At 37.7% G+C, this 22,913-nt stretch carries 21 protein-coding genes, 3 pseudogenes and 1 other annotated feature; of the genes and pseudogenes, 12 read left to right on the top strand and 12 right to left on the bottom strand.

Going from position 1 to position 22,913, the window contains the following annotated elements; all coding sequences use genetic code 11:
* A partial coding sequence (gene dnaX / locus F895_RS10030) for a DNA polymerase III subunit gamma/tau (protein WP_005241149.1) occupies nt 1-1,303 on the bottom strand: 1,303 nt, incomplete at its 3' end.
* A 192-nt stretch (nt 1,304-1,495) separates the two neighbouring features.
* Here dnaX and F895_RS10035 point away from each other — a divergent pair.
* The 10 genes from F895_RS10035 (at nt 1,496) to F895_RS10080 (ending at nt 12,150) form a co-directional block, all read left to right on the top strand.
* Nucleotides 1,496-2,656: a cupin domain-containing protein gene (locus F895_RS10035; protein WP_005241146.1), complete on the top strand. Its 1,161-nt coding sequence runs from the start codon at nt 1,496-1,498 to the stop codon at nt 2,654-2,656.
* Between the two features lie 222 nt (nt 2,657-2,878).
* Entirely contained in the window at nt 2,879-3,922 is a 1,044-nt protein-coding gene (locus F895_RS10040; protein ID WP_375707951.1) for a linear amide C-N hydrolase, read from the top strand.
* A 36-nt stretch (nt 3,923-3,958) separates the two neighbouring features.
* Nucleotides 3,959-4,465, top strand: coding sequence for a hypothetical protein (locus tag F895_RS10045; RefSeq protein ID WP_005241142.1), 507 nt, complete (start codon nt 3,959-3,961; stop codon nt 4,463-4,465).
* Nucleotides 4,466-4,938: 473 nt separating this feature from the next.
* Nucleotides 4,939-5,505 (top strand): TetR/AcrR family transcriptional regulator, encoded by a 567-nt coding sequence (locus F895_RS10050; protein WP_005241141.1) that lies wholly within the window; start codon nt 4,939-4,941, stop codon nt 5,503-5,505.
* 559 nt (nt 5,506-6,064) lie between these two features.
* Nucleotides 6,065-6,376, top strand: coding sequence for an ArsR/SmtB family transcription factor (locus tag F895_RS10055; protein WP_005241140.1), 312 nt, complete (start codon nt 6,065-6,067; stop codon nt 6,374-6,376).
* Nucleotides 6,377-6,457: 81 nt separating this feature from the next.
* Nucleotides 6,458-8,158 carry a SulP family inorganic anion transporter gene (locus tag F895_RS10060; protein WP_005241139.1) on the top strand — a complete coding sequence of 567 codons (1,701 nt, stop codon included), beginning with the start codon at nt 6,458-6,460 and terminating at the stop codon, nt 8,156-8,158.
* Between the two features lie 197 nt (nt 8,159-8,355).
* A complete protein-coding gene (sstT, locus tag F895_RS10065; protein ID WP_005241138.1) occupies nt 8,356-9,558 on the top strand; it encodes a serine/threonine transporter SstT in 1,203 nt (400 codons plus the stop codon).
* A 6-nt stretch (nt 9,559-9,564) separates the two neighbouring features.
* The gene (locus F895_RS10070; RefSeq protein ID WP_005241137.1) at nt 9,565-10,245 is read left to right on the top strand and encodes a YoaK family protein; all 681 of its coding nucleotides are present in this window, start codon (nt 9,565-9,567) and stop codon (nt 10,243-10,245) included.
* Between the two features lie 3 nt (nt 10,246-10,248).
* Nucleotides 10,249-10,788, top strand: a complete 540-nt coding sequence (locus tag F895_RS10075) for a DUF2058 domain-containing protein (RefSeq protein ID WP_005241136.1) — start codon at nt 10,249-10,251, stop codon at nt 10,786-10,788.
* 120 nt (nt 10,789-10,908) lie between these two features.
* Nucleotides 10,909-12,150, top strand: a complete 1,242-nt coding sequence (locus F895_RS10080) for a mechanosensitive ion channel family protein (protein WP_005241133.1) — start codon at nt 10,909-10,911, stop codon at nt 12,148-12,150.
* A gap of 79 nt (nt 12,151-12,229) precedes the next feature.
* Here F895_RS10080 and F895_RS10085 read toward each other — a convergent pair whose 3' ends face one another.
* The 11 genes and pseudogenes from F895_RS10085 to F895_RS10135 all read right to left on the bottom strand — a co-directional run bounded on the left by F895_RS10085 (nt 12,230) and on the right by F895_RS10135 (nt 20,166).
* Nucleotides 12,230-13,006, bottom strand: a complete 777-nt coding sequence (locus F895_RS10085; protein ID WP_032865341.1) for a PDZ domain-containing protein — start codon at nt 13,004-13,006, stop codon at nt 12,230-12,232.
* Between the two features lie 168 nt (nt 13,007-13,174).
* Entirely contained in the window at nt 13,175-13,429 is a 255-nt protein-coding gene (locus F895_RS10090; protein ID WP_005241130.1) for a hypothetical protein, read from the bottom strand.
* A gap of 191 nt (nt 13,430-13,620) precedes the next feature.
* Nucleotides 13,621-13,902: a hypothetical protein gene (locus tag F895_RS10095; protein WP_005241127.1), complete on the bottom strand. Its 282-nt coding sequence runs from the start codon at nt 13,900-13,902 to the stop codon at nt 13,621-13,623.
* A 199-nt stretch (nt 13,903-14,101) separates the two neighbouring features.
* Nucleotides 14,102-14,434, bottom strand: a complete 333-nt coding sequence (locus F895_RS10100) for a hypothetical protein (protein ID WP_032865340.1) — start codon at nt 14,432-14,434, stop codon at nt 14,102-14,104.
* 215 nt (nt 14,435-14,649) lie between these two features.
* Nucleotides 14,650-15,144: pseudogene (locus F895_RS0118910) on the bottom strand (phage capsid protein); the annotation flags it as partial.
* Nucleotides 15,145-15,183: 39 nt separating this feature from the next.
* Nucleotides 15,184-16,403 (bottom strand): annotated as a pseudogene (locus F895_RS19480) (IS3 family transposase).
* Nucleotides 16,012-16,128 (bottom strand) — a sequence feature (AL1L pseudoknot). It overlaps the preceding pseudogene by 117 nt.
* Before the next feature lie 50 nt (nt 16,404-16,453).
* Nucleotides 16,454-17,833, bottom strand: a pseudogene (locus F895_RS10115) (phage capsid protein); the annotation flags it as partial.
* 185 nt (nt 17,834-18,018) lie between these two features.
* Nucleotides 18,019-18,672: a hypothetical protein gene (locus F895_RS10120; RefSeq protein ID WP_005241118.1), complete on the bottom strand. Its 654-nt coding sequence runs from the start codon at nt 18,670-18,672 to the stop codon at nt 18,019-18,021.
* A gap of 243 nt (nt 18,673-18,915) precedes the next feature.
* Nucleotides 18,916-19,245 (bottom strand): hypothetical protein, encoded by a 330-nt coding sequence (locus F895_RS10125; RefSeq protein ID WP_005241117.1) that lies wholly within the window; start codon nt 19,243-19,245, stop codon nt 18,916-18,918.
* Nucleotides 19,246-19,340: 95 nt separating this feature from the next.
* A complete protein-coding gene (locus tag F895_RS10130; RefSeq protein ID WP_005241116.1) occupies nt 19,341-19,532 on the bottom strand; it encodes a hypothetical protein in 192 nt (63 codons plus the stop codon).
* A gap of 265 nt (nt 19,533-19,797) precedes the next feature.
* Nucleotides 19,798-20,166: a hypothetical protein gene (locus F895_RS10135; protein WP_005241115.1), complete on the bottom strand. Its 369-nt coding sequence runs from the start codon at nt 20,164-20,166 to the stop codon at nt 19,798-19,800.
* Between the two features lie 390 nt (nt 20,167-20,556).
* Here F895_RS10135 and F895_RS10140 point away from each other — a divergent pair, with 390 nt between their 5' ends.
* Nucleotides 20,557-22,404 (top strand): ABC transporter ATP-binding protein, encoded by a 1,848-nt coding sequence (locus F895_RS10140; protein WP_005241114.1) that lies wholly within the window; start codon nt 20,557-20,559, stop codon nt 22,402-22,404.
* Nucleotides 22,404-22,844, top strand: a complete 441-nt coding sequence (locus F895_RS10145; protein ID WP_005241113.1) for a MaoC family dehydratase — start codon at nt 22,404-22,406, stop codon at nt 22,842-22,844. The genes F895_RS10140 and F895_RS10145 overlap by 1 nt, the downstream gene beginning before the upstream one ends.
* Nucleotides 22,845-22,913: the final 69 nt, after the last annotated feature.

The following is a 22,913-nucleotide window of genomic DNA, read 5'->3' as shown; positions in this document are numbered from 1 at the left end:
GTTCAGGTTCAGGTTCAGGTTCAGGTTCAGGTTCAGGTTCAGGTTCAGGTTCAGGTTCAGGTTCAGGTTCAGGTTCAGGTTCAGGTTCAGGTTCAACATGACCCACTTCTGCCTGAACTGCAAGCTGATTGTCTTGATTTAAATTCTGTACTGGTTCAGCGACAACAGCTGCTGCAATCTGTGTGACAGGTGTTGCGCTGAGCGTTACCTCATGCATGCTCATTGGTCTAAATGCGAGTAACCGCAAGACTGTCATTTCAAAGCCTTGCTCTTGTGTCACCGCAAGCTGCAACTCAGCACGCCCTTTGCAGGCAATTTGATAATAAAGCTGTAAATCCTGAGCCGAAATCAGCTTGGAAAGCTGTATAATTTTCTGATTAATTTCCTCACTATATTTCAGTGCAAGATCAGGTAAATACTGCAATAAAGCCAATTCATGTAAAGTCGAAACCAGTTGATCCAGAACCAAAGACACATCTAAAGCTTGCTGTCTAAACTGTAGCAATAACTGACTGACTCGAGCCTGCTGATTTTGATGAATCGCTAAAATCAGGTCATAAATAATGGTTCGGTCAATTAAACCCAACATGTCTTTGACATCTTGATGATGGACAGCACCTTGACCATAAGCAATCGCCTGGTCAGTTAACGATAACGCATCACGCAATGAACCTTGTGCAGATTCAGCAATTTGCCAAATGGCATCTTGATCGGCCTCAATCTGTTCTTTATTTAAAATTGCAGCTAAATGTTCAGTAATTTCATCGACAGCCAAAGGACGCAAGGTAAATTGCAAACAGCGCGAGATCACGGTAATTGGAAGTTTTTGAGGATCTGTTGTTGCAAATAGGAATTTGACGTGTTCGGGCGGCTCTTCCAATGTTTTCAATAACGCATTAAAAGAATGCGTTGAAAGCATATGCACTTCATCGATCAGATAAACTTTGAAACGGCCTTGCGTCGGTGCATAAGGCACATTGTCAAGTAACTCGCGGGTATCTTCAACTTTGGTTCGCGATGCTGCATCGATCTCGATCAAGTCAATAAAACGGCCTTCATTTACTGCTTTACAGGTTGTACAGACTTCACATGGCGTCGAAGTAACCCCAGTCTCACAGTTTAAACACTTGGCCAAAATACGGGCAATCGTGGTTTTTCCGACACCACGCGTTCCTGTAAACAAGTAGGCATGATGCAAACGCCCACGTTCCAATGCGCTGGTTAAAGCACGAGAAACATGGTTTTGCCCCACTAACTCATTGAAATTACGTGGACGGTATTTTCTTGCCAGTACTTGATACATGTATGCTCCTTTTTGCATGTTAAGCATACTGTTTTTTTGAAAGACTGTGAACGAATCCGCTGCTAATTGATCAAGATTAAGTACATTCTATGACTTTTCATGCGGATTTCATCACATTCACACAGGACTTGCGTCAATATTCAACTCAAGGGACAATATGCGCCAATTTAAATGTTGTTGGTTTCATTTCCCATGTCTCAATCTTTAGCGGTACTCGGCGGCATTACCGCAGAACAATTTTTTACGGAATACTGGCAGAAAAAACCCTTGCTGGTTCGTAATGCAATGCCTGAAATTATCGGTTTATTAGAACCAGAAGATGTTCAAGAGCTGGCACTTGAAGAAGATGTCACCGCCCGCTTAATTCGTCAAAAAAATAAAAATCCAAATGAATGGCATGTTAAATCATCGCCTTTAACCAAAGGCGACTTCCAAAAACTGCCTAATCTCTGGACACTTTTAGTTCAGGCAGTGGATCACTACTCTTTCGATATCGCTGAACTTTGGAAGAAATTTCCCTTTATTCCTCAATGGCGTCGCGATGACATCATGGTGTCTTATGCACCTCAAGGCGGTTCTGTCGGTAAACACTTCGATTTTTATGATGTGTTTCTGGTACAAGGACACGGTCACCGTCGTTGGCAATTAGGTCAAATGTGTGATGAATCGACTCAATTTTTACCAGATCAACCCTTAAAACTGTTAGCTGAACTGGATATACAGTTTGATGAAGTACTTGCCCCTGGTGACCTTCTATATGTCCCCCCAGGCCTGGCACATTACGGCGTTGCAGAAGATGATTGCTTAACTTTCTCTTTCGGTTTCCGCATGCCAAATCTTTCAGAAATGATTGATCAGGTCAGTGACAAATTTGCGGAAAATACTTCTCTCAAAAATCCATTGGCTGATATTGCGCGCCAGCAAACTGCAAATCTTGGGGAAATTAACAGTACCGAGTTTTCATATTTAAAAACTCAGTTACTGGATTATCTCACGCAAGCGCCTGAGTTCGATGCGGCAATCATGGCGTATATGAGCGAAGCAAGCTACCCCAACAACATTCCAGAACCAGAAGAAGTTAATGTGAATGATGTTGCCGAGGTGATTGGCGCGGATTATCAAATCATTCTAGAGCCAGCTTCTCGATTACTTTATAGAAAACAAGGTGAATCTTTAGAGTTTTGGGCAAATGGCGATACCATTTGCATTTCTGAAACATTCGCCCCTTACCTTAAGCAAATAGCAGATGGCGAAAGCTTGATGCTTGATCAACGTTTTCATGCAGCAGAGATTTTAGAAGATATCACCCTACTGCTCAATAGCGCAGTTGTGATGCTCTTGCCACCAAACTAAGGCTCTAAGCTATTTCAATGATGCCAAGGCCGTTTCATTTTCAGCCTTGGCATCGTTTCACGATAATGCGAACAAAAAATAAACCCATACTTTTTTTAATGATTACATTTTAATGCTTGAATAAGAAAAAAAATTTAATAGACTAAAGCGAAGTCATTATAAAAACATTCGATATAAATCACTTTTATATAACAGCAAGGAGTCCGACTTGTGTTTAAAAAAATATTGTGTCTTTCCATTCTTAGCTCATCACTGATCTTACAAACCAGTCATGCCTGTACTCGTGCCGTTTATTTAGGCAATAACAACCACATCATTACAGCGCGTTCAATGGACTGGAAAGTTGATGTCGAGACCAATTTATGGATTTTTCCAAGTGGCGTGATGAGAGACAGTAATGCTGGGCCAAAATCACTAAAATGGAAAGCCAAATATGGCAGTGTTATCGCAACAGGTTATGATATCTCAACCACCGATGGCATGAATGAAGCGGGACTTGTTGCAAACGTATTATGGCTGGTCGAGTCACAATATCCAGACACCAAAAAATCCAATAAACCGCAACTCAGCATTTCTGCTTGGGCACAATATGTACTCGATAACTATGCAACGGTTTCCGAAGCAGTAAATGCATTGGAAAAAGAACCATTTGATCTGATTACCGATAGTGTTCCTGGTGAACAGCGTTTAGCAACATTACATTTATCTATTTCTGATAAAACTGGTGATAGTGCAATTATTGAATATATAGGCGGTAAACAGGTAATTCATCATAACAAAAAATACCAAGTCATGACTAACTCCCCAACCTTTGATCAACAACTTGCACTAAATACTTACTGGCAACAAATTGGTGGAACCGTGATGCTACCAGGCACTAATCGTGCTGCGGATCGATTTGCGCGCGCGTCATTTTATATCAATGCAATTCCGAAAAATGACAACCCTAAAGATGCTTTAGCTTCAGTCTTTAGTGTGATCCGTAATGCATCTGTTCCCTATGGTTTAAATACGGCAGAAGAACCTAATATTTCCTCTACACGCTGGAGAACAGTTGCGGATCATAAGCAGCAACTTTATTTCTTTGAATCCGCTGTTTCGCCAAATGTATTTTGGGTAGATTTAAAGAAAATTAACTTTAAAGATGGTTTAACACGTAAACTTGATCTTGGCAAAGATCAACAGAATACTTTTGCTGGCGATGCAACCGATCAATTTAAAGTCTCAAAACCATTTGAATTTCTTGGTCCACAGTTACATCATTGACACCGAAATATTGAATACATTCTAGAGAGTTAAAAGATGAAAAAAACTTTAAGTTTATTGAGCCTTTGTATTGTTATGAACGGTTGTTCGACCTTACCTGACACTTCTACAACATCAACAGGTCATTTAGCCACAGCAGGTTCATTAAACTGCAAAACAAATGAACTCTGCCCGAATGTTTTTGTTGAATGGGACAAGCAACACAAACAACAGTTAAGCGTAGAGACGGTGCTTAACAGCAGCTATGATTACTATGACATCAAAGGAATTACCTTCTTCATTGATGGTAAAGCGTTTACATATCAGCCTGTTGGCCCTACACAACAAAAGAACATCAACAGACTCATTCCGCGACGCTCATCAAATCGTTTTATTCTTCCAAGTACATTCCTGTTAGAGCTTAAAAAAGCACAAAATGTCGAACTTTCAATTGAAACAGATAAAGGCAATATTAAACATTCCGTCTATACACCTACCCAACAATCAACACTCTACCAAAACTTCGCTAAACTTATAGCTAGTTTACCTACACATAAGAAATAAATCGCAAAACAGAAATTATATGATTAAAGTCAGTTATTTATTTTAACTATAACTAACTGACTTTTTATATAGTAAACATATTCAAAATAAATACAGGAGTAAATTTCCAATCATTCAAACATACATAAGTTTACAAAGAAAAGTACATTCAATATAACTTCAGCTATTCATTCAAAATAAGTATCAAAATCTGTTTTCCTTTGAAAACAATTATATGAATAATCTCAAATTAACCACATACAAATTAGACTAATCGTTTATCGTATTTTAAGATTCCTCTAATAGTTATTTTCTATAGTGAAATCATATTATTTTCAGCCGTGTCACTTGAAAATGCGGACTAAAGAATCATTTAAATAAATAATGTTATTTTTCCCTATGATATTTTTAAAATACCATGTAAAATGCCTGCCAAAATTGCATGATGAAATGCAACATGATGCTCTTGGCGATGGGCGAACTCGAGGCGTTGTATGTCAAAAAAAGAAGATATTATTACCACTGCATTAAGACTTTTTAATTCGCATAGCTATAACTCGATCGGCGTAGATCGAATCATTAGCGAATCAGGCGTTGCAAAAATGACTTTCTACAAATACTTCCCCTCAAAGGAAAAGTTAATTGAAGAATGTCTTGTGCAACGTAACATCAATCTCCAAACGTCTTTAAATGCAACTTTGGCAGAATGTGATCAAGATGATTACCTTAGCCAACTTAAAGCAATCTTTGGATGGTACGCAGCCTGGTTTAATAGCGAAGACTTTAATGGCTGTATGTTTCAGAAAGCACTTGAAGAAGTCATCAAGATTTATCCTTCTACCTTGCAACCTGCAACCCAGTACAAAATTTGGTTAACAGCCTTAATCGAAAATTTACTCAAGAATCTGGACATTCGTCATCCAACCCATCTCGCAACATTGATAGTTAGTATTTTAGATGGTATGACCATTCAAGCGCATGTGAACAGACACTCTGTTCAAATGGATGAATATTGGAAACGTGTCGAGCACCTGATTAATTTCGAAAAAGCACTGGTATAGATCTAGAATATCCCTTTAAAATGAAGGGATATTTTTATATATCGCAAAGATAGATGATAGAAATAATTGAAAAAAATAAAGCGTGATTTATAATTATTATTGTGTCTCACGCTTGCGTCTGAGTGTAAAAAGAATAATAAAAATTATTACCCTCTGGCGGTTGCACTTTCGTACTTCCGATCCTTCTTATGCAGACAGATCGTTCTGTCTTGCTTCTCATTATATATAGTTTTACCTAAAGTACAATCTTTTTTTAAACTTTTTTATATTCATTAATTATATTAATCACTTAATTTTATTGTTTAGTTTTTTTAAAAAACTTTGAGCTATTTCCTGTATTTTTATTTCCCAATAGATAGAAATCCACCCAAAAAGTGAAAATGCGAAATAAATCACAATATACAGTACAAAAAACTAAATAATTGACACATGGAAGCACATTTATCACTTTTACTTATATGCTTTTTCATTAAAAACCATTGCAATTATTCAGTTTTACTACAATTTTTCCTATCACTGACTTTATACTAGCCACGGCTGTAACCAAGTGAGTATATGCATGCAAAAGGATTTCGAGATAGAAGCAATGAGAGAGTCTGCTGGTACAATTGTAACTGTACTAAAATCTCTAGCTAATACTGATCGCTTAATTATTTTGTGTCATTTAGCCAAACAAGAACTAAATGTTTCACAGATCGAAGAATTAACCCAGATATTTCAACCGACCCTTTCGCAACAATTAATGATGTTAAGAAAAAGTCATATTGTTTCTACTCGGCGTGATGGCAAACAAATTTTCTACTCAATTCTTGATCCAAAACTGAAAATTGTATTGAACACCTTGTATGAACATTACTGCCCCCACCAATAACTTGTCAGTTAAATAGAAACATACCGCACTTAGCATTTTTTATGCATAATATATATTAATTTATGATTTAGAATATTGTGCATGAAATTGTTCAACCTTGGCTTATCTAAATTATTTCCTGCGCGAAAATGGCTAAGTTCTTATCGGTTTTCAAGTTTTAAGTCTGATCTAATTGCAGCTGCTATCGTTTTGGCCATGCTGGTTCCTCAAGGTATGGCTTATGCAATGCTGGCAGGATTACCACCTGCCATGGGAATATATGCCAGTATATTGCCAATGATTGTTTATGCTTTTACAGGCAGCAGCACAACACTCTCAATAGGTCCTGTCGCCATTATTTCGATGATGGTTTTTGCTGCACTTGATCCGCTATTTAGCGCAGGATCAACCGCCTATATCGAAGCCGCTTATCTACTGGCCTTATTAGTCGGAGTTATCTCTCTGGTTTTAGGTCTATTGCGTTTCGGTTTCCTGATTCAACTGATTAGTCATCCCGTTATTCAGAGTTTTATCATTGCTTCTGCCTTATTGATTGCTTTAGGGCAGCTTAAATTTTTGCTCAACATCCCCTTACAAGCAGGCAATATTCCTGAGTTTATCGTTAGCCTTTCTCAGAATATTGATCAAATTACATTGATGGGTGTCAGCTTTGGGCTTCTTTCAGTTCTGTTACTCTTTATTTTTCCGAAATTAATTGCATCAGATTTTCTGAACAAAATATTGCCCTTAGTCATCGTTCTGGTCTCGATTGCTGTCATTACCTTTATGGGAAATGCGCAGTATAACATTCAGACTGTTGGTCTTATTCCAGCGGGTTTACCCAATTTCCATTTTCCTACATGGAATACTCAATTAGTGCTACAGCTGTTACCTAGCGCTTTCATGATCGCCATGATTAGCTTTGTTGAATCACTGGCAATTGCGCAAGCAACAGCGTTACAAAAACGTGATGATTTAGATAGCAACCAAGAACTTATCGCCCTTGGTTTTGCCAATATCGCCGCAGGTATTAATTCAGGCTTTGCAGTTTCTGGCAGCTTATCACGTACGGTTGTCAATGCAGATGCTGGCGCAAAAACCCCCATGTCTGGGATAATTTCTTCATTATTAATGATTGCAGTAAGTCTCTACTTTACCAGTTTCTTCGAAAATCTTCCGCTCGCTGTTTTAGCAGCAACAATTTTTGTTTCAATCTGGAAATTGATTCGTCTCACTCCTTTTATTGAAACCTGGAAATATTCAAAGGCAGATGGAATTGCAATGTGGGTTACCTTCTTCGGTGTAACGTGCTTGGATATTTCAACTGGACTCATCATTGGAGTCGTTTTAACCTTTGTACTGCTGCTTTGGCGAATCAGTCGTCCACATATCGCAGTAATTGGTTTAATCGAGGGAACTCAGCACTTTAGAAACATATCAAATTACAATGTAATTACAACAAAAGCGATTGTTTCTTTTCGTGTTGATGAAAATCTCAGTTTTTTGAATGCCCACGTGTTAAAAGGTTATGTAATTACCGAAGTAAGTCAAAACCCTCTCTTACAGCATGTTGTCATTAACTGCTCAAGTATTAGCAATATTGATCTCAGCGCATTAGAAATGTTAGAAGATCTTAATCGCGAGTTGGATCAATTGAATATTCAGATGCATTTATCTGAAGTGAAAAGTCCTGTTATGGATCGACTGTCTAAATCAAGACTTAAAAATGATCTTACAGGACAGATATTTTTATCACATTATCAAGCAATACAAACACTTTCCCCTGAAATGCTTGTAGAATGATCGACTTTTATTGGGTTATTTTTATACAAAAGGATGTATCATGTTTTCATAATTTTTTTTTAAAAACATTGTGTTAATTTTTTCGGGATTTTTAAAGTAATTGAATTGCAAAAAAAATTTTATTATTCACGGTTCTTAGGTATAGAATACCGCGCTTGTTTAACCTTAAACCGTGCATAGGTTTATAAGGCCTTTATATGTTTAATGTACTGTCTCGCTTGAGCTTAGTAAGCAAAATTATTATCGCTATTTTTCTAGGGATTGGCGTCGCTCTGCTCTTTCCTAACTTTACACCCTATTTAAGTCTATTGGGTGAATTATTCATTAAAGCATTAAAGTCTGTTGCACCAATTCTAGTCTTTGTTTTAGTTCTATCTTCAATTGCAAACTTTCAAATTGGTCAAAGCTCAAAGATTAAACCTGTGCTTTTCCTTTACCTGATTGGTATGTTACTTGCCGCATTTAGTGCAGTAGCAGCGAGCATTATGTTTCCTAGCCAGCTGTTTTTGCATTTACCTGCAGAAAGTGGACTTCAGCCACCAGGTAGTCTTGCAGAAATTTTAAAGAATCTTCTTTTAAGTTTTATTGCAAACCCTGTACAGGCAATTAGTGAAGCGAACTTTATCGGTATTTTAGCTTGGGCAATTGGTCTTGGTTTAGCTTTACGTCATAGCTCTGATACAACCAAGCAGGTAATGACTGATGTCGCCGACGCTGTAAACAAGATTATTCATACCGTTATTGGTTTTGCCCCAATTGGTATTTTTGGTCTAGTTGCAGTTACCTTTGCCAGTGCAGGTTTAGCAACACTCACCAGCTATGCACATCTATTGGCAGTACTGATCGGAACAATGTTATTCGTTGCATTGGTAATTAATCCCATTTTAGTGGGGATCACCATGAAAGCGAATCCTTATCCCTTGGTCTTCACTTGCTTAAAAGAAAGCGGCATCACGGCCTTCTTTACTCGCAGTTCAGCAGCCAACATTCCGGTAAATCTGGACTTGGCGCAACGTTTGGGGGTTAATGAAGCAACGGCTAGTGTTTCTATCCCGCTCGGTGCGACGATTAATATGGCCGGTGCAGCCGTTACCATTACCGTACTGACTCTCGCTGCTGTACATACGCTTGGTATCCCAGTTGATTTAAGTACCATGATCATCTTATCAGTTGTAGCTGCTGTTTCAGCATGCGGCGCATCGGGTGTGGCCGGTGGATCTTTATTGTTGATCCCTGTCGCTTGTAGCCTGTTTGGTATATCATCTGAGATTGCCATGCAGATTGTTGCCATTGGTATGATTATCAGCGTACTGCAAGACTCAACAGAAACTGCCTTAAACTCATCAACGGATGTCTTGTTTACCGCAGCAGTTGACTTCAGAGACCATCCAAGATCATAGGTTGATATGCCACTTCAACGTTTACCCAACTGGATTCAACTTGGTGCTTTCTTACTTGCACTGAATGCAGGGATGGTAAACGTTTTAGGCTTATTTACCGTCCTACACCAATCCGTTTCACATATGACAGGCAATGTCAGTATGCTTGCAATGAGTTTACTTGACTGGCAACCTGAGCATTTTATTTATCTCAGTCTTGTCATCCTTTGTTTTGTCATCGGTTCTTTTTATAGTGGTCTGATACTCGGCAACGGTAATGTTGCATTTGGACGACGTTATGGCCTGCCGCTTAGCTTAGTTGCAATCTTTCTGTTTCTTACTTGGTTATTACTGCCCTATTTCCCTCGCTATGGTCTCTTATGGGCCTGTGCCGCCATGGGAGTGCAAAATGCAATGGTGAGCCACTATAGAGGTGCAATTATTCGTACAACGCACTTATCTGGTGTCCTTACTGATATTGGTTTAGCACTGGGTTATAAAGCACGCGGCTTGAACGTAGAAAAACGGCGTATTTTTCTGCATTTATTGATCTTTATCGGTTTTTTATGCGGTGGACTTATTGCGAGTGTGCTTTATCCTTATTTAAACTTACAGACCTTTCTCATTCCAGCTGGATTAAGCTTAGCCATGAGTCTAGCCTACTGGTTTTTCTATTTTCGTTCTTCATCAAACTCAAATTTGGATTGAATTATGGTTAAAAATGCATTGCAAGCTCAACTGTTAAAAGCGGGTTTGGTTGACAATAAAAAAGCAAAAAAATTAACCAAGCAAGCACAACATGAGCAGCGCCTTGGCCAAAATGATGACGCTGTCCTAAAAGCAGAAATTGACCGCGCCAAGCAAGAAAAGTTGGCAAAAGACCAAGCCCTGAATTTAGAAAAACAGAATATTTTGGAAGAGAAAGCTTTAAAAGCTTCGATCATTCAAATGATCAAACATCACAAGATCAAGGAAACAGAAGGTGATGTAACCTACCAATTTATTGATGAAGGCAAAATCAAAAAAGTTTACCTTTCGCAACAGGTTTATAATGCACTGGTCGCAGGCTCTCTTGTTATCGCCAAAGATCAGGATAGCTACGCCTATCTACCTAAAGCTCTTGCAGACAAAATTGATCAAAAAATGCAGGGTTTTATCTTGGTGAATAACAATACTGAGCATAATGATCAAACCACAGATGAAGAAGATCCATATGCAGCTTATGTCATTCCTGATGATTTGATGTGGTAAAGCTTCAAACCGTTATGTAAAAACGCCTTTACAAATCGTATATAAACTGTGATCAAGTTAATATAAAACCTCATTACACCTTACAATTCCTGCTCAAAGAATTTATAAGGTGTTTTGGGTTTGGATTATTTAAAGTATTTGCGTAGTGAGTTGAGCCATTACCCATGGCTAGAAACAGCGATTGCATTGATCATTTTGATTTTGTTTGCTGCACTTGCGAACTTTATCGCGAAAAGAATTATCGTCCGTGGTATTCGCCATTTAATTACAAAATTTAAATCTCCAAATCAATCGATTTTCGCACAGCATAGCGTCACTCAACGTTTTGCAAATATCGTTCCTGCGATTGTCATCATGAATGGCATTACGACGATTCCGCATCTACCAGAGAAATTCATTAGCTTTGTACAAATGGGCGCACAGGCCTTCATTTTCCTGACACTTGCACTTACTGTTAGTGAAGCATTGAATATCTTTAACTTAATTTATCAACGCAATCCAAAATCTAAGAATAAGCCGATTAAGGGCTATTTACAGCTCGTTAAGCTTATTTTGTTTGTGGTTTGCGGCCTGATGATTTTGGGAACCTTCTTGAAAAAAGATGTGTTTACCCTACTGGCAGGTTTTGGTGCCATGGCTGCTGTGTTGATGTTGGTCTTCCAAAATACCATTCTTTCATTGGTTGCCAGCGTACAAATTGCTTCTTATGACATGGTACGTATTGGTGACTGGATCGAAATGCCATCCTTGAATGCAGATGGCGATGTCATTGATATGTCATTACATACAGTGACTGTACAAAACTTTGATAAGACCTTTACAACAATCCCAACCAACAAGCTCGTAACTGATACCTTTAGAAACTGGCGTGGGATGAGCAGCTCAGGTTGCCGCCGTATCAAACGTTCACTCTTTCTAGATCAAAGTAGTGTTCACTTTATGAGTGACCAAGAGCAACAAAAGCTGAAAGACTTTTTGCTCTTAGACCAATATCTCGATGCAAAAAAATCGGAGATTGCAGAGTTCAACAATCACCTTAGCAACCAGTCTCAATACAACCAGCGTCGTTTAACCAATTTGGGCACGTTCCGGGCTTATGTTGAATTCTACTTACGTCAACATCAAGGCATTGCTCAAAACCAAACCATTCTGGTTCGTCAAATGCAGCCCACCAGTGAAGGCTTACCTTTAGAAATCTATGCCTTTACCAATACCATTGCATGGGCGTCTTATGAAGCAATTCAATCTGATATTTTTGATCACTTAATTGCAATTATCCCTGAGTTTGGTCTCAGAATTTATCAAGCGCCTTCTGGTCATGACTTGCAAATGCTCTCAGGGCAAGCAATTGTGAGCAAATAATTTAGCTGATAAAAAAGGCCTGATTAAAGGCCTTTTTTATCAGTCTGCAAACACAGCAATCAGCAGTTTACCAAGCACATCATGTAATCGAGATTTCTTTTACCATTTTCTGGCCTTTGCGCAAAATCTCGAACTTAATCGTACCTTTATTTAAATAGTTTGAGATATCTACAAAGTTACTCACATCTCTTACAACGATATCATTAATTTTTAAAATAATATCATCTGCCAAGATTTCGCCAAAAGCAGGTGATTTCTTCGATATGACCTTAACCTTAACCCCTTCTAAATTACCCGTTCTAGATTTATCTAGATCCGATAAATCTATAGGATAAATCCCTGTAATTGACTCAAATCTATAAAAATAACTCACCGTATATTCTTTCTGCGGTTGGTAAATGGGCGCTGATTGACTTAAAGAACTACTCACATTATTAGATGTATTTACACTACCAAATCCATTATTGTCTGTCTGATTCTGAGGTCCCCGAGGAGCTGGCGTTAAAAAACTATAATATCCAATTGATTCTGTTGATTGGGTATTACTAAACAGTACAATCTGTGCTCCAAGTGAGTCTGCTCGTTTTTCTAATTCATGAACAATATAGTCATAGCCCTTAGTACTATCCCTACCATTAAACTTTTGTGACTTAATCGGCACAAAGCCCTCCTCTAATAGCTGTATTGTTGAAACATCAAATTCGTCCGTCTTCAGGGCTTGAGCTTTAACAAATCTAGACTTATCGGCCTTTTTAAAAAGAGAAATCGGTATATAAATATTCGCTGATAATGTGGTACTGAAAGGAAGTGCAATTACGCTGAACAAAATAACTGCAATTAAATTTAAATGTTTCATATTCAAATCACTTTTATTTTTATACATAAACTAACAGAAAACTTAAATAAAATCTTCAATCAAATCAGGTAGTCGTTTAGAAAGTTATTTTTATAAAGTAGTGAAACTAGACGCTGTACGTCTGCTTTTACTTTCATCAAGCAGCGTCCATTAATTTCAATAGAAAGTTTAATGATTAATTTCAAAATATTTCTTGCACCCTTCCATCCACGCCTGTGAGACTGGTGGTTGATCTGGATGTTCTGTATTCACCAATTCACAATCAACAGCATTTTTTAATTGATTGTCGATTGGAAAGGAATACCCATAATAAGCGTCACTATTCTTGCTATAACCACCTGTTTGCTTGTAATCCCAATATACATAGCTGATCAAAGTGAATGTTAATCCTAGCAGGATCAGTAACCACCTTCTTAAACTCATTTTTTTGCTCTATGATGTTTTTTTTACATTATAGGCATTTTTATTCAACATTTTAGGAATATGTTTTCTTTATAAGTGATGAAGTAAGCTCACAAAGAACTCCAAGCATTGCTCAATACAACAAGAAACAGTTCAAAATACAATATAAAAAGCCCCAGTCAAATTCGGGGCTTTTTTATATGATCTTTAGCTCAGTCCCATTCGAGCTGGAACTGGATATTGGTATTGGTAAAATTAGGGTTAAGAAATACCCGATAACCAGCTGTTTTTAATTCATTCACAACAATATCTGCGTCTTCGCTACTGACTTCATGTTTTGAAAATTGCTGTAAGGCATCTCGATCACCATCACTGGCTCTTAATTTAATCGTACTGGAAATTTTTGAGAGAATTTTATCTACTGTTAACTTTTTAACATTTGCATTGGAAATTGCAGTCGCTCGTGATGCTGGTAACAAAATGTCTTCGTTCACCGTATTCCGCCTGTGATATCAGAATAAGAAAAAAATTATAATAGGTTCTATTTCCTGTTTTTCAAGTCAATCAAGTCAACTAAACGACAGATTTTGGCGCACAGTTTAATATTCCCAACTTTTTCATGATTTAAGCGGTCTTAGACCTTGTTGATTATTTTTGAAAATAGATGGAGAAGCACGCCTCCTCCATCACAAATCACTTACACATGATATCTAACTTCTCGGCATAGTATTCTGTCGAGACTTTAAGATCAGCCATTAACTTCTCTCTGGTATAGTCTTTCGGCGCAAGCTTTAACAATGCTGGAACATACTTTGACTCATATAATTTCGGATAGTCTTTACACAGTACCTTCGTTTTTTCCTCTTTAGGCGTATCTGGATTATCCAAAATGTCCATATACTCTGAAATCTTATTGTCTATAACTTCAAAGCTTTCTTGTGCTTGCTCGTTCTTGACTTCTGGCTGTTTATTACACCCCACAAATAAGATTGAGACTAAGCCGAGGAGTAGAATTTTGGTTTTCATAAAAATCATTTGAATTTTTAAAGCAGATCAAGGCAGTGTATCTCAATTTTTCTATTTATTAATGAAGATTTATTTTACATTACTTTCTTTTTCTTAACATTTGTAATTAAGACTTAGCTTTATCTACATATGTCCGATGCTATGAAACTCTCGCTTTAAGGTTCTAATAAACACTAAAAAGGCTTTGAATTACAAAGCCTTTTCGCTACAGAGAATTACAAGTAAATCTCAGGTGGATACGGCGTATCATCATTAATTGGTGTATACAGGGTATTCTCGACAAAGAAACCATTCGGTGCCTGAAGCGTATCAATTGTTACAGAATCCTGCATCACTTGCGGATAGGCCCAAATAAATTGTTTCATCAAGCCCAAAGCATTATTATTTTGCATATCCCCAAACACACGCTGCCAAATTGGAGTTCGATAAGCTTTTGTCTTATCAAATCCATAAAGATGTGCAATCGATGAATCAGGAACAAATCCTGCTAAATAAGCCACTTTATCCACGGGATAGCGCAAATCCAATGTCGGAATCTCGGAAACTGCCTGATGTGCCAAACCTAAACGGGCTTCCAAAATCCAGTCATAAGCTTCGGTCATGATGTAGTCAAAATTCGGATATGAATAGTGTTCACTTGGATAGTTAATATCTGTTGCTAAAGTTTCAATTGGTGTCCGAATCGTTGGGAAGAAAATCAACGGACAAACTGAACCGTACCGGGTTTGTCGGAGACTTTTTTATTTAAGTTAGGCCACCTGACCTAACGGGTTAATCTTATCATAGTACATTGCTTCAAACTCAAAAGGCGATACATAACCCAGTGCACTGTGTACACGCTTTTTATTGAACCAATCTACCCAGTTTAGTGTCGCAAGTTGTACATCTGCTAAACCTTGCCAATCTGCTTTTAAATATTCAATCACCTCTGTTTTGTATAAGCCATTCACCGTTTCAGCCAGAGCATTATCGTATGAATCACCTGTCGTACCGACTGATGCTCGTAAATTTGCAGCATCTAAACGATTGGTATAGCGAATAGAAAGATATTGAACACCTCTATCGGAATGATGAATCACATTCTTTGGCATGCCTCGATCGTGCAATGCTTGCTCCAATGCATCGAGCACCATATCTGTATTCATCCGTGTAGATACTTTCCATCCAACAATTGCTCGTGAGAACACATCAATAATAAAGGCGGTATAGACCCAGCCTGAATGTGTTTGAATATACGTAAAGTCACTGACCCATAATTGGTCAGGTCGATCAGCACTAAAATTCCGTTTCACTAAATCATCTGCTCGTTTTTGATCATCTCGGCTACGGGTGGTTTGTTTATTCTTACCACGCCAAACACCTTGTATACCTAGCTTTTGCATCAATCGAGCAACTGTACAACGTGCAATAACATAACCCTCACGTTTCAATTTTTGCCAAACTTTACGTACACCATATCGACCTGAACTTTCTTTCCAAATTCGTTTAATTTGTTCAGCATGATGCTAATCATGTAGAGCACGTTTCGCTCGATGTTCTGGATTATCAGTGAGATCTAAAGTTCGATAATAGGTTGAAGCTGCAATCGGTAAAATTCTACAAATCGCTTCAACACCATATCACGCTTTATTGTTATGGATAAAATCCACCATTATTTGTGTGGGCGGTCGAGCTCCGCCTGGGCGAAAAAAGCGGCTGCTTTACGTAGAATTTCATTGGCACGTTTTAATTCTTTAATTTCACGTTCCATTTGCTTCATTTTTTCTTGGTCAGATACCTGTTGTACTTTGGCGGGATTTTGTTGATCTAAGTATTTTTGATACCAAACACGAAGTGTTTCAGGAGTACAGCCAATTTTAGGAGCAATTGCGGAAACTGCTGCCCAATTCGATGGATAATCTTTTTCAGATTCAATTAGTAATTGAACCGCTCTTTCTCTAATTTCGGGGGTATAGTTTGGTTTTTTCATCGGAATAGTCTCTCAGAATATTGAGTCTCCGACAAACCCGGTACGGTTCAAACTTTCGCTTGCGGATATTTAGTTTTAATCACAGTTCGGATGTCTCGACAGGTTTGCCCCAACTTGTTTCTCAACCAGGCTTTAAATTCATCATACGGTGTTCCGGTTTTATGAACCGCATCATAAATCGTTCCCAAATCTGGTGCATACAATCCAGTGTCTGCATTAAATGCCAGTTTTGTTGGGTAATCATAGACACAAGGAAGATCTGTACCTTGGTTATACCACCACCAAGGCTCACCAATTTGCATATTAACTGGACACCCGCCAACAGCCATGGTATCTGCAAACTCGATAAATGCTTTGTGTAAATAAGCAAGCGCATTCTGATCACAAGGACTAAAGAAATAACTTGGTGGTTCATAACCAGTCCGCCCCAGATTACTGTTCCAGTCGCGTTGTGCCCAAAACTCTTTTGCCCCCAATGAATACATCTCAAAACTCACCCCAAACACAGGTTGCATGCCTGCGCTGTGTAATGCTTGTGCGAAATGTTCATGCCACTTACGTGTACATGGGTTCACAACAGCTTGATTGGTGACTAAGGTATCAGGGATTTGCCATTTGTTGATCGTCGTATCCCAATACAATTCTGGATATTTAGACATCCCGCAGTAATGATTGATCAATCCGTGATAGCCCAAAGCCGCCATATTATCAACCAGTCGCTGAGGATTAAGATCATAATGATCATCATAACTGGTGCAGATACCATAATCATGTAAAGGTACAGAAACTCGGCTTAAACTCAATTTAGCGTTCGGACCCGTCGTGACTGAATTTGTAATACGGATATAGCCATCTTCGGGTTCTACCAGAGGCAGTGTTGAATGGCCGTTATAGCTTAAGGTAAAGCCAGACAAAGAAATTCGCTGGATATTGCTTACAGGAAATGAATCTGTAGCTGAAAAACCAGCCTTGACCGTATCCCAATTGATATGGATATGTGCAGATCGAGAAGCGGGTTGATTTGCATAATTAAACAACACAACATATGCAACCTTATCTACACCATCTTCATGATAATAAACGGTTAAAGTCGGTGTTAAGGTTTCATTATTTAATGCAGGCATGGATGCAGATAATTCAATATCAAAATCCCAAACGGTACCGCTATAGTCGTATTTGGTCTCATAAGCCAGAAGCTTATGGTCTTTTACATCGTAAGAATCCCAACTAATACCCGCAAGGTCTGTTGTGGTACGTGACCTAAAAGCAGCCTCAAAGCCATTTGCATAATTGGTAATCGCAAACGACATAGTTTGGGGCCCATCGATACGCCAGTACTTTGGACTAAAACGATCAATAGTTGAAGTTTCAACATTCAAAGCAGGAGATGTTTTTAAATTTTTTTGTTTATATTCAAAATTATTTGTCATTTGTTAATGCTCTAATTAATCATTGAGCTTTTATCTTAAGTCATCACAAATTTTTAACTGTTTAGGTAAGTAAGCATTGATTAAAACTCAACCAATTTTATCGCCTTTATGTAAAATCACTCGAAAAAATGAATAAAAAAAGACTTATCTACAGATAAGTCTTTAAGATTCATGCTATTGAATGCTTAGAAGTTATAACGAATACCCACTTTATAAGTTAACCCATCCATATCCAAAATATCAGATGCCGTACCATCACAAAAATAGCCAGTACAAACATCTTTAAAGTTTTCGATATAAAGCCATTTATAGCCCAAACCTACGTAAGACGCGATATTGGGTTGAAAATAATGCCCCATTTCCAATTCAACAGGCAAAGTAACATAACGCAGCTTAACGTTATAATTATCAGCCTTGAGCCAAGCGTACCCAACACCAATACTTGCATTCGCATAAGTATTGTTTTGATTATAAAATTTATATCCGCCCTTTACATTCAGCTCAGTACTCTTCCAATCAGCGTTTTTTTGGTAATTCACACCAAAAGTTGTATTGAATACATCTAAAGCCGTAAAAGTTAGGCCAGTACCGAAACCATTTAATGTTTCATGGCCATCAACCTCATCAGATTTCAATCGCGACCCAGAATATTCTGCAAATACAGAAGTCTGAAGTTCACCTTTAATTTGACTATGATCATCTTGTGTTGATGATTGAATTGTACGCTCCCCTAAAGTTTGCGGCACCCCATAATTAATCTGTAAAGGTGTATCTGCCCAGCCATTTATCGCCAATAAATACATAGTGAGTGCAATAGCACCAACCCCAATTTTTTTCATTCGAATACCTATTTTTATTTAAATATAAGAGCTTAGAGAGTAGTTTATTTTTAATCTTTAAAAAATAATTTTTTATATAAATACACGAAATAAAAAATAAAAACCGATATTCGGTGCGATTCAGCACATATTATTACTGAACATCACAAATCATAATTCCAACTTTTTTTAAGCCCCAAAATGCTCAAAATCCACAAAGAAAATAAGCATTTAAATTGGGAAGAACGGCCTCATCAATATCCTTTAAGCAAAACGTCGCTCCTGTTGTTGTGCTGTGTAAATTTCTTTATGCAAAACATTAGACAGCCAATTTAAGAAAGTTGTTTTGTTCTTAAATAGGGGTGTATTAAATAAATTAATATTTAATGTAGAATTATTAAAATTCTGTATTGTATAAGCACCGCCCCCCAAAGGAATGAGATGAGTATGTTGATAATTCATTGCTTTAAGTGCACCTTGCAAAAACAGTGCTTTTACTTGTATCTCGCTGTTTTTACTTGAATGATAGCTTTGGGATTGTATAAATAATTCATATTCTCGATCTAAATTTCGAACTAATTCAGATATAACCACATCACGCTCCTTTTTTATTGATGCTATTTTTATACCATATAAAAGAAAAAAGCCTATCGTTTGATAAGCTTTTATACAATTTAAATAAAAACTAACTAAATGCTCAACTCATCGTCTTTAGCAACAATGATGGAACTAAGTATTGGCACAGCCAGAATAACAGGAACCGCAATAATCCATAAATCAGTGGTTAACTTACTTGAAAAAAAGAAATGAATGATTACTGCAGCTAAAGCCAATACAGCGAACAGAACCGCCATAAATCGAATTGCAAACTTGAGAAGCATTTTTTGACCCTACAAGATTCAAGTATCCATATTCAGTATACGCCTACTTCTTAAGCGATAGTACCCTCTTTTTTCTTCTTTATAAAAACCGCCAATCTTAGAGGCTACACGCCAAAGAAAAAGAACGATTATGCAATTCTATATCACTAAAAATAGCATCCAGCCCATGGTATTAAACCTGTTCTCAACACAAATTGTACCTAACTGAAAAGTATCTTGCTTGCTATTTAAATCTGGATTATTCCCATGAAAGCAATTACATCATTCAGCATGGAAATTGTGTTTTCTTCAACTCACTCTTAAGCGCAGAATAATTCTTTTGCGCTTCTTCTTGTGTGAATTTAAATTCATTCTTCTCCATGATACTTTCAGCAGCTTCTTGCATATACCCCTGATAATCTGAATAACGATCAATAATTAACTTATGCAAATTAACTTTACTTTTTTCGACCAAACACTCTTTTTGCTTCGCTTCCAGCTGTTCATTACTTGACTTTTCTTTTCCTCGCAAAGCATATTCAAATTGGATTTGATCATCAATCGATTTAAAATAAACCTCAGACAAACTAACATAATCATCCTTAAAATTCTGAGCATCCACCGTGCAAGACATAATAAACAAAAGCATAAACATAACTGTAGATATTATTTTCATCATCATTTCTATATATATTAATTTTCTATCCATTATAACACCAAAAAGAACAAAAAATCACCTTCCACATAACCCAACAATTTAACAAATTAAAAATAAATGTTAAGACAAACTAAATAAATTTTAATATATAGAATATTCCGAATAATAATCTTGTTAATATTAATCTTCATCCTATCCACCATAAAAGCTAAAAAGAAACTTTGATTCAATAGGTTTAAAAATCCGATGCAGTTATGCCCTTTAAGTTATCTTTACTAAAAACTTAAATTTGAATTTTCTTGTCATTGCTTTTCTCAGTTATGAAATCAATTTTCTGCTATGCTACAGCATAAGCTGAATTAGTACTTTGTCTTAGAGGAAAACCTAATGCTGCAATGGTTTGAAAAACTAGTTGATCCTTATCCAACGAAAGACTTAAACAAACCATTACCCACCACATTTTTTGCTTTCGTTTGGCGATCTACTCAGGGAATTCGCCCCTATCTTTTTATTCTCATTGTCTGTACGGCGGCAGCAGCGTGTTTCGAAGCGTTATTCTTCTCCTATATCGGCAAACTCGTAGACTGGCTTAGCAATAGCCAACCAAGTACTTTTTTGGCAAACAATCAACAAAACTTGACCATTTTGATTAGCATTTTATTTGCCCACATCTTTTTTGTTAGCCTGCAATCCATTGTTAAACATCAAGTTTTATTCAGCAACTTCCCAATGCGGATGCGCTGGCGTTTTCATAGCTTATTACTGCAACAAAGTCTCGATTTTTTCCATACTGACTTTGCAGGTCGTCTTTCTGCCAAAGTCATGCAAACGGCTTTGGCGGTTCGCGATTTCTGGATGATTCTGGGCGACATGCTGGTCTATGTTCTGATTTATTTCATTACAATCAGCTTGGTTCTCGGTTCTATTTCTCCAATATTGATTGTGCCTTTGGCCTTATGGCTGTTCTTATTTATTGCAATTGCAAGTTATTTTATCCCCCGCCTTGGTAAAATTTCAAAAAAACAAGCCGATGCACGTGCTGTCATGACTGGTCGCATTACCGATGCCTATACCAATATCCAGACCGTGAAATTATTTGCCCATGCTGGCCGTGAAAGCCAATACGCCAAAGAATCGATGCAGGAGTTCATGGTCACGGTTTATAAGCAAATGCGTTTAGGTGTTAAATACGAAATCGCGATCCGTTTCTTAAGTGCATTTCTATTTATTAGTGTGATTGGAACTTCTGTGTGGTTATGGACACAAGGTCAAGCAGCCATTGGCGTCATTGCGGCAACAACGGCGATGGTTCTAAAGCTGGATAGCTTGGCAGAGTTTATCATGTGGAATGTAACAATGCTGTTTGAGAATGTCGGTACCATTCAGGATGGGATGAAAACTTTAGGCAAACAAATCCAGATTCAAGATAAAAAAGATGCTTCTACCTTAGTCGTCACGCATGGTGAAATCCGCTTTGAAGATGTAAGCTTTGCTTATAATCAAAAAAATGTCATTGAGCACTTCAACCTCACCATTAAACCAGGTGAAAAAATTGGGATTGTAGGTCGTTCTGGTGCAGGTAAATCAACGTTAATTCAACTGCTACTGCATTTTTATGACATCAACCAAGGTCGTATTTTAATTGATGGTCAAAATATCCATGATGTAACCCAAGATAGCTTACGTGCCAATATAGCCTTAGTCACTCAGGATACGTCTTTATTACATCGTACAGTTGCGGAAAACATTAAATATGGCCGCCCCAATGCAACAGAATCAGAGGTTCAACTTGCAGTTCAAAAAGCCAAGGCCGAAGAGTTTATTCCGCAACTCACCGATCAAAAAGGACGTATGGGTTATGACGCCTATGTCGGTGAGCGCGGTGTTAAGCTTTCTGGCGGTCAACGTCAACGAATTGCGATTTCACGTGTCTTCCTAAAAGATGCACCCATTTTAATTTTGGATGAAGCCACCAGTGCACTTGATTCAGAGGTCGAATCTGCGATTCAAAGCAGTTTAAATGACCTAATGGTTGGCAAAACAGTCATTGCAATTGCGCACCGTTTATCTACTATTGCGCAAATGGATCGCCTTATTGTTCTGGATCAGGGAAGAATTGCAGAACAAGGGACACATGAAGAATTAATTGCTAATGATGGCTTGTATGCACAACTCTGGAAACGACAAACAGGTGGTTTTCTAGTTGAACAGCAAGCGACTCAGGACACAGAGTAATGTTGTATTTAGAAGATTTAAATATTGGAGATCATTTCATTAGTCGTGAATATGAAATGACCCTTGAAGAAATTAAACAGTTTGCTGGACAGTACGACCCCCAACCTTTTCATTTAGATGAACAAGCTGCAGAACAACATCCAATTTTTCAAGGTTTGGCCGCAAGCGGTTGGCATACTTCCGCAGTGGCCATGCGTTTATGGACAGAATGTTTTCCAATCGCAGGTGGCCTCTTAGGTACTGAATCAAGTTTGCGTTGGCCTCGTCCAACCCGTGCAGGTGATAAAATTCATGTAGAAATTGAAATCACCGCGATCACCCCCTCTAAAACAAAAAATGATCGGGGTATCGTCAGCTATGTGACACAAGCTTTGAACCAGCATGGTGATGTGCTATTAATATCGACAACCAAAATTATGGTCTTTAGAAAGCCCACTTGATTGTTGAACATTCAGTGACTCTTTTGTCCAACAATTTTTATGATTGATTATTTTATTTCATGTAAAGAT

This window comes from Acinetobacter sp. CIP 64.2 (genome assembly GCF_000369645.1).
Taxonomy (GTDB): Bacteria; Pseudomonadota; Gammaproteobacteria; order Pseudomonadales; family Moraxellaceae; genus Acinetobacter.
The sequence above is the reverse complement of the archived record's forward strand: the minus strand, read 5'-3'. Positions and strand labels throughout refer to the sequence as shown.

Coding starts and splice junctions, on each gene's coding strand:
- F895_RS10045 (WP_005241142.1), top strand. CDS start 3,959: ATGAAAAAAACTTTAAGTTTATTGAGCCTTTGTATTGTTATGAACGGT.
- F895_RS10145 (WP_005241113.1), top strand. CDS start 22,404: ATGTTGTATTTAGAAGATTTAAATATTGGAGATCATTTCATTAGTCGT.
- F895_RS10140 (WP_005241114.1), top strand. CDS start 20,557: ATGCTGCAATGGTTTGAAAAACTAGTTGATCCTTATCCAACGAAAGAC.
- F895_RS10120 (WP_005241118.1), bottom strand. CDS start 18,672: ATGAAAAAAATTGGGGTTGGTGCTATTGCACTCACTATGTATTTATTG.
- F895_RS10050 (WP_005241141.1), top strand. CDS start 4,939: ATGTCAAAAAAAGAAGATATTATTACCACTGCATTAAGACTTTTTAAT.
- F895_RS10055 (WP_005241140.1), top strand. CDS start 6,065: ATGCAAAAGGATTTCGAGATAGAAGCAATGAGAGAGTCTGCTGGTACA.
- F895_RS10075 (WP_005241136.1), top strand. CDS start 10,249: ATGGTTAAAAATGCATTGCAAGCTCAACTGTTAAAAGCGGGTTTGGTT.
- F895_RS10035 (WP_005241146.1), top strand. CDS start 1,496: ATGTCTCAATCTTTAGCGGTACTCGGCGGCATTACCGCAGAACAATTT.
- F895_RS10070 (WP_005241137.1), top strand. CDS start 9,565: ATGCCACTTCAACGTTTACCCAACTGGATTCAACTTGGTGCTTTCTTA.
- F895_RS10085 (WP_032865341.1), bottom strand. CDS start 13,006: ATGAAACATTTAAATTTAATTGCAGTTATTTTGTTCAGCGTAATTGCA.
- F895_RS10135 (WP_005241115.1), bottom strand. CDS start 20,166: ATGTTTATGCTTTTGTTTATTATGTCTTGCACGGTGGATGCTCAGAAT.
- sstT (WP_005241138.1), top strand. CDS start 8,356: ATGTTTAATGTACTGTCTCGCTTGAGCTTAGTAAGCAAAATTATTATC.
- F895_RS10100 (WP_032865340.1), bottom strand. CDS start 14,434: ATGAAAACCAAAATTCTACTCCTCGGCTTAGTCTCAATCTTATTTGTG.
- F895_RS10060 (WP_005241139.1), top strand. CDS start 6,458: ATGAAATTGTTCAACCTTGGCTTATCTAAATTATTTCCTGCGCGAAAA.
- F895_RS10090 (WP_005241130.1), bottom strand. CDS start 13,429: ATGAGTTTAAGAAGGTGGTTACTGATCCTGCTAGGATTAACATTCACT.
- F895_RS10130 (WP_005241116.1), bottom strand. CDS start 19,532: ATGCTTCTCAAGTTTGCAATTCGATTTATGGCGGTTCTGTTCGCTGTA.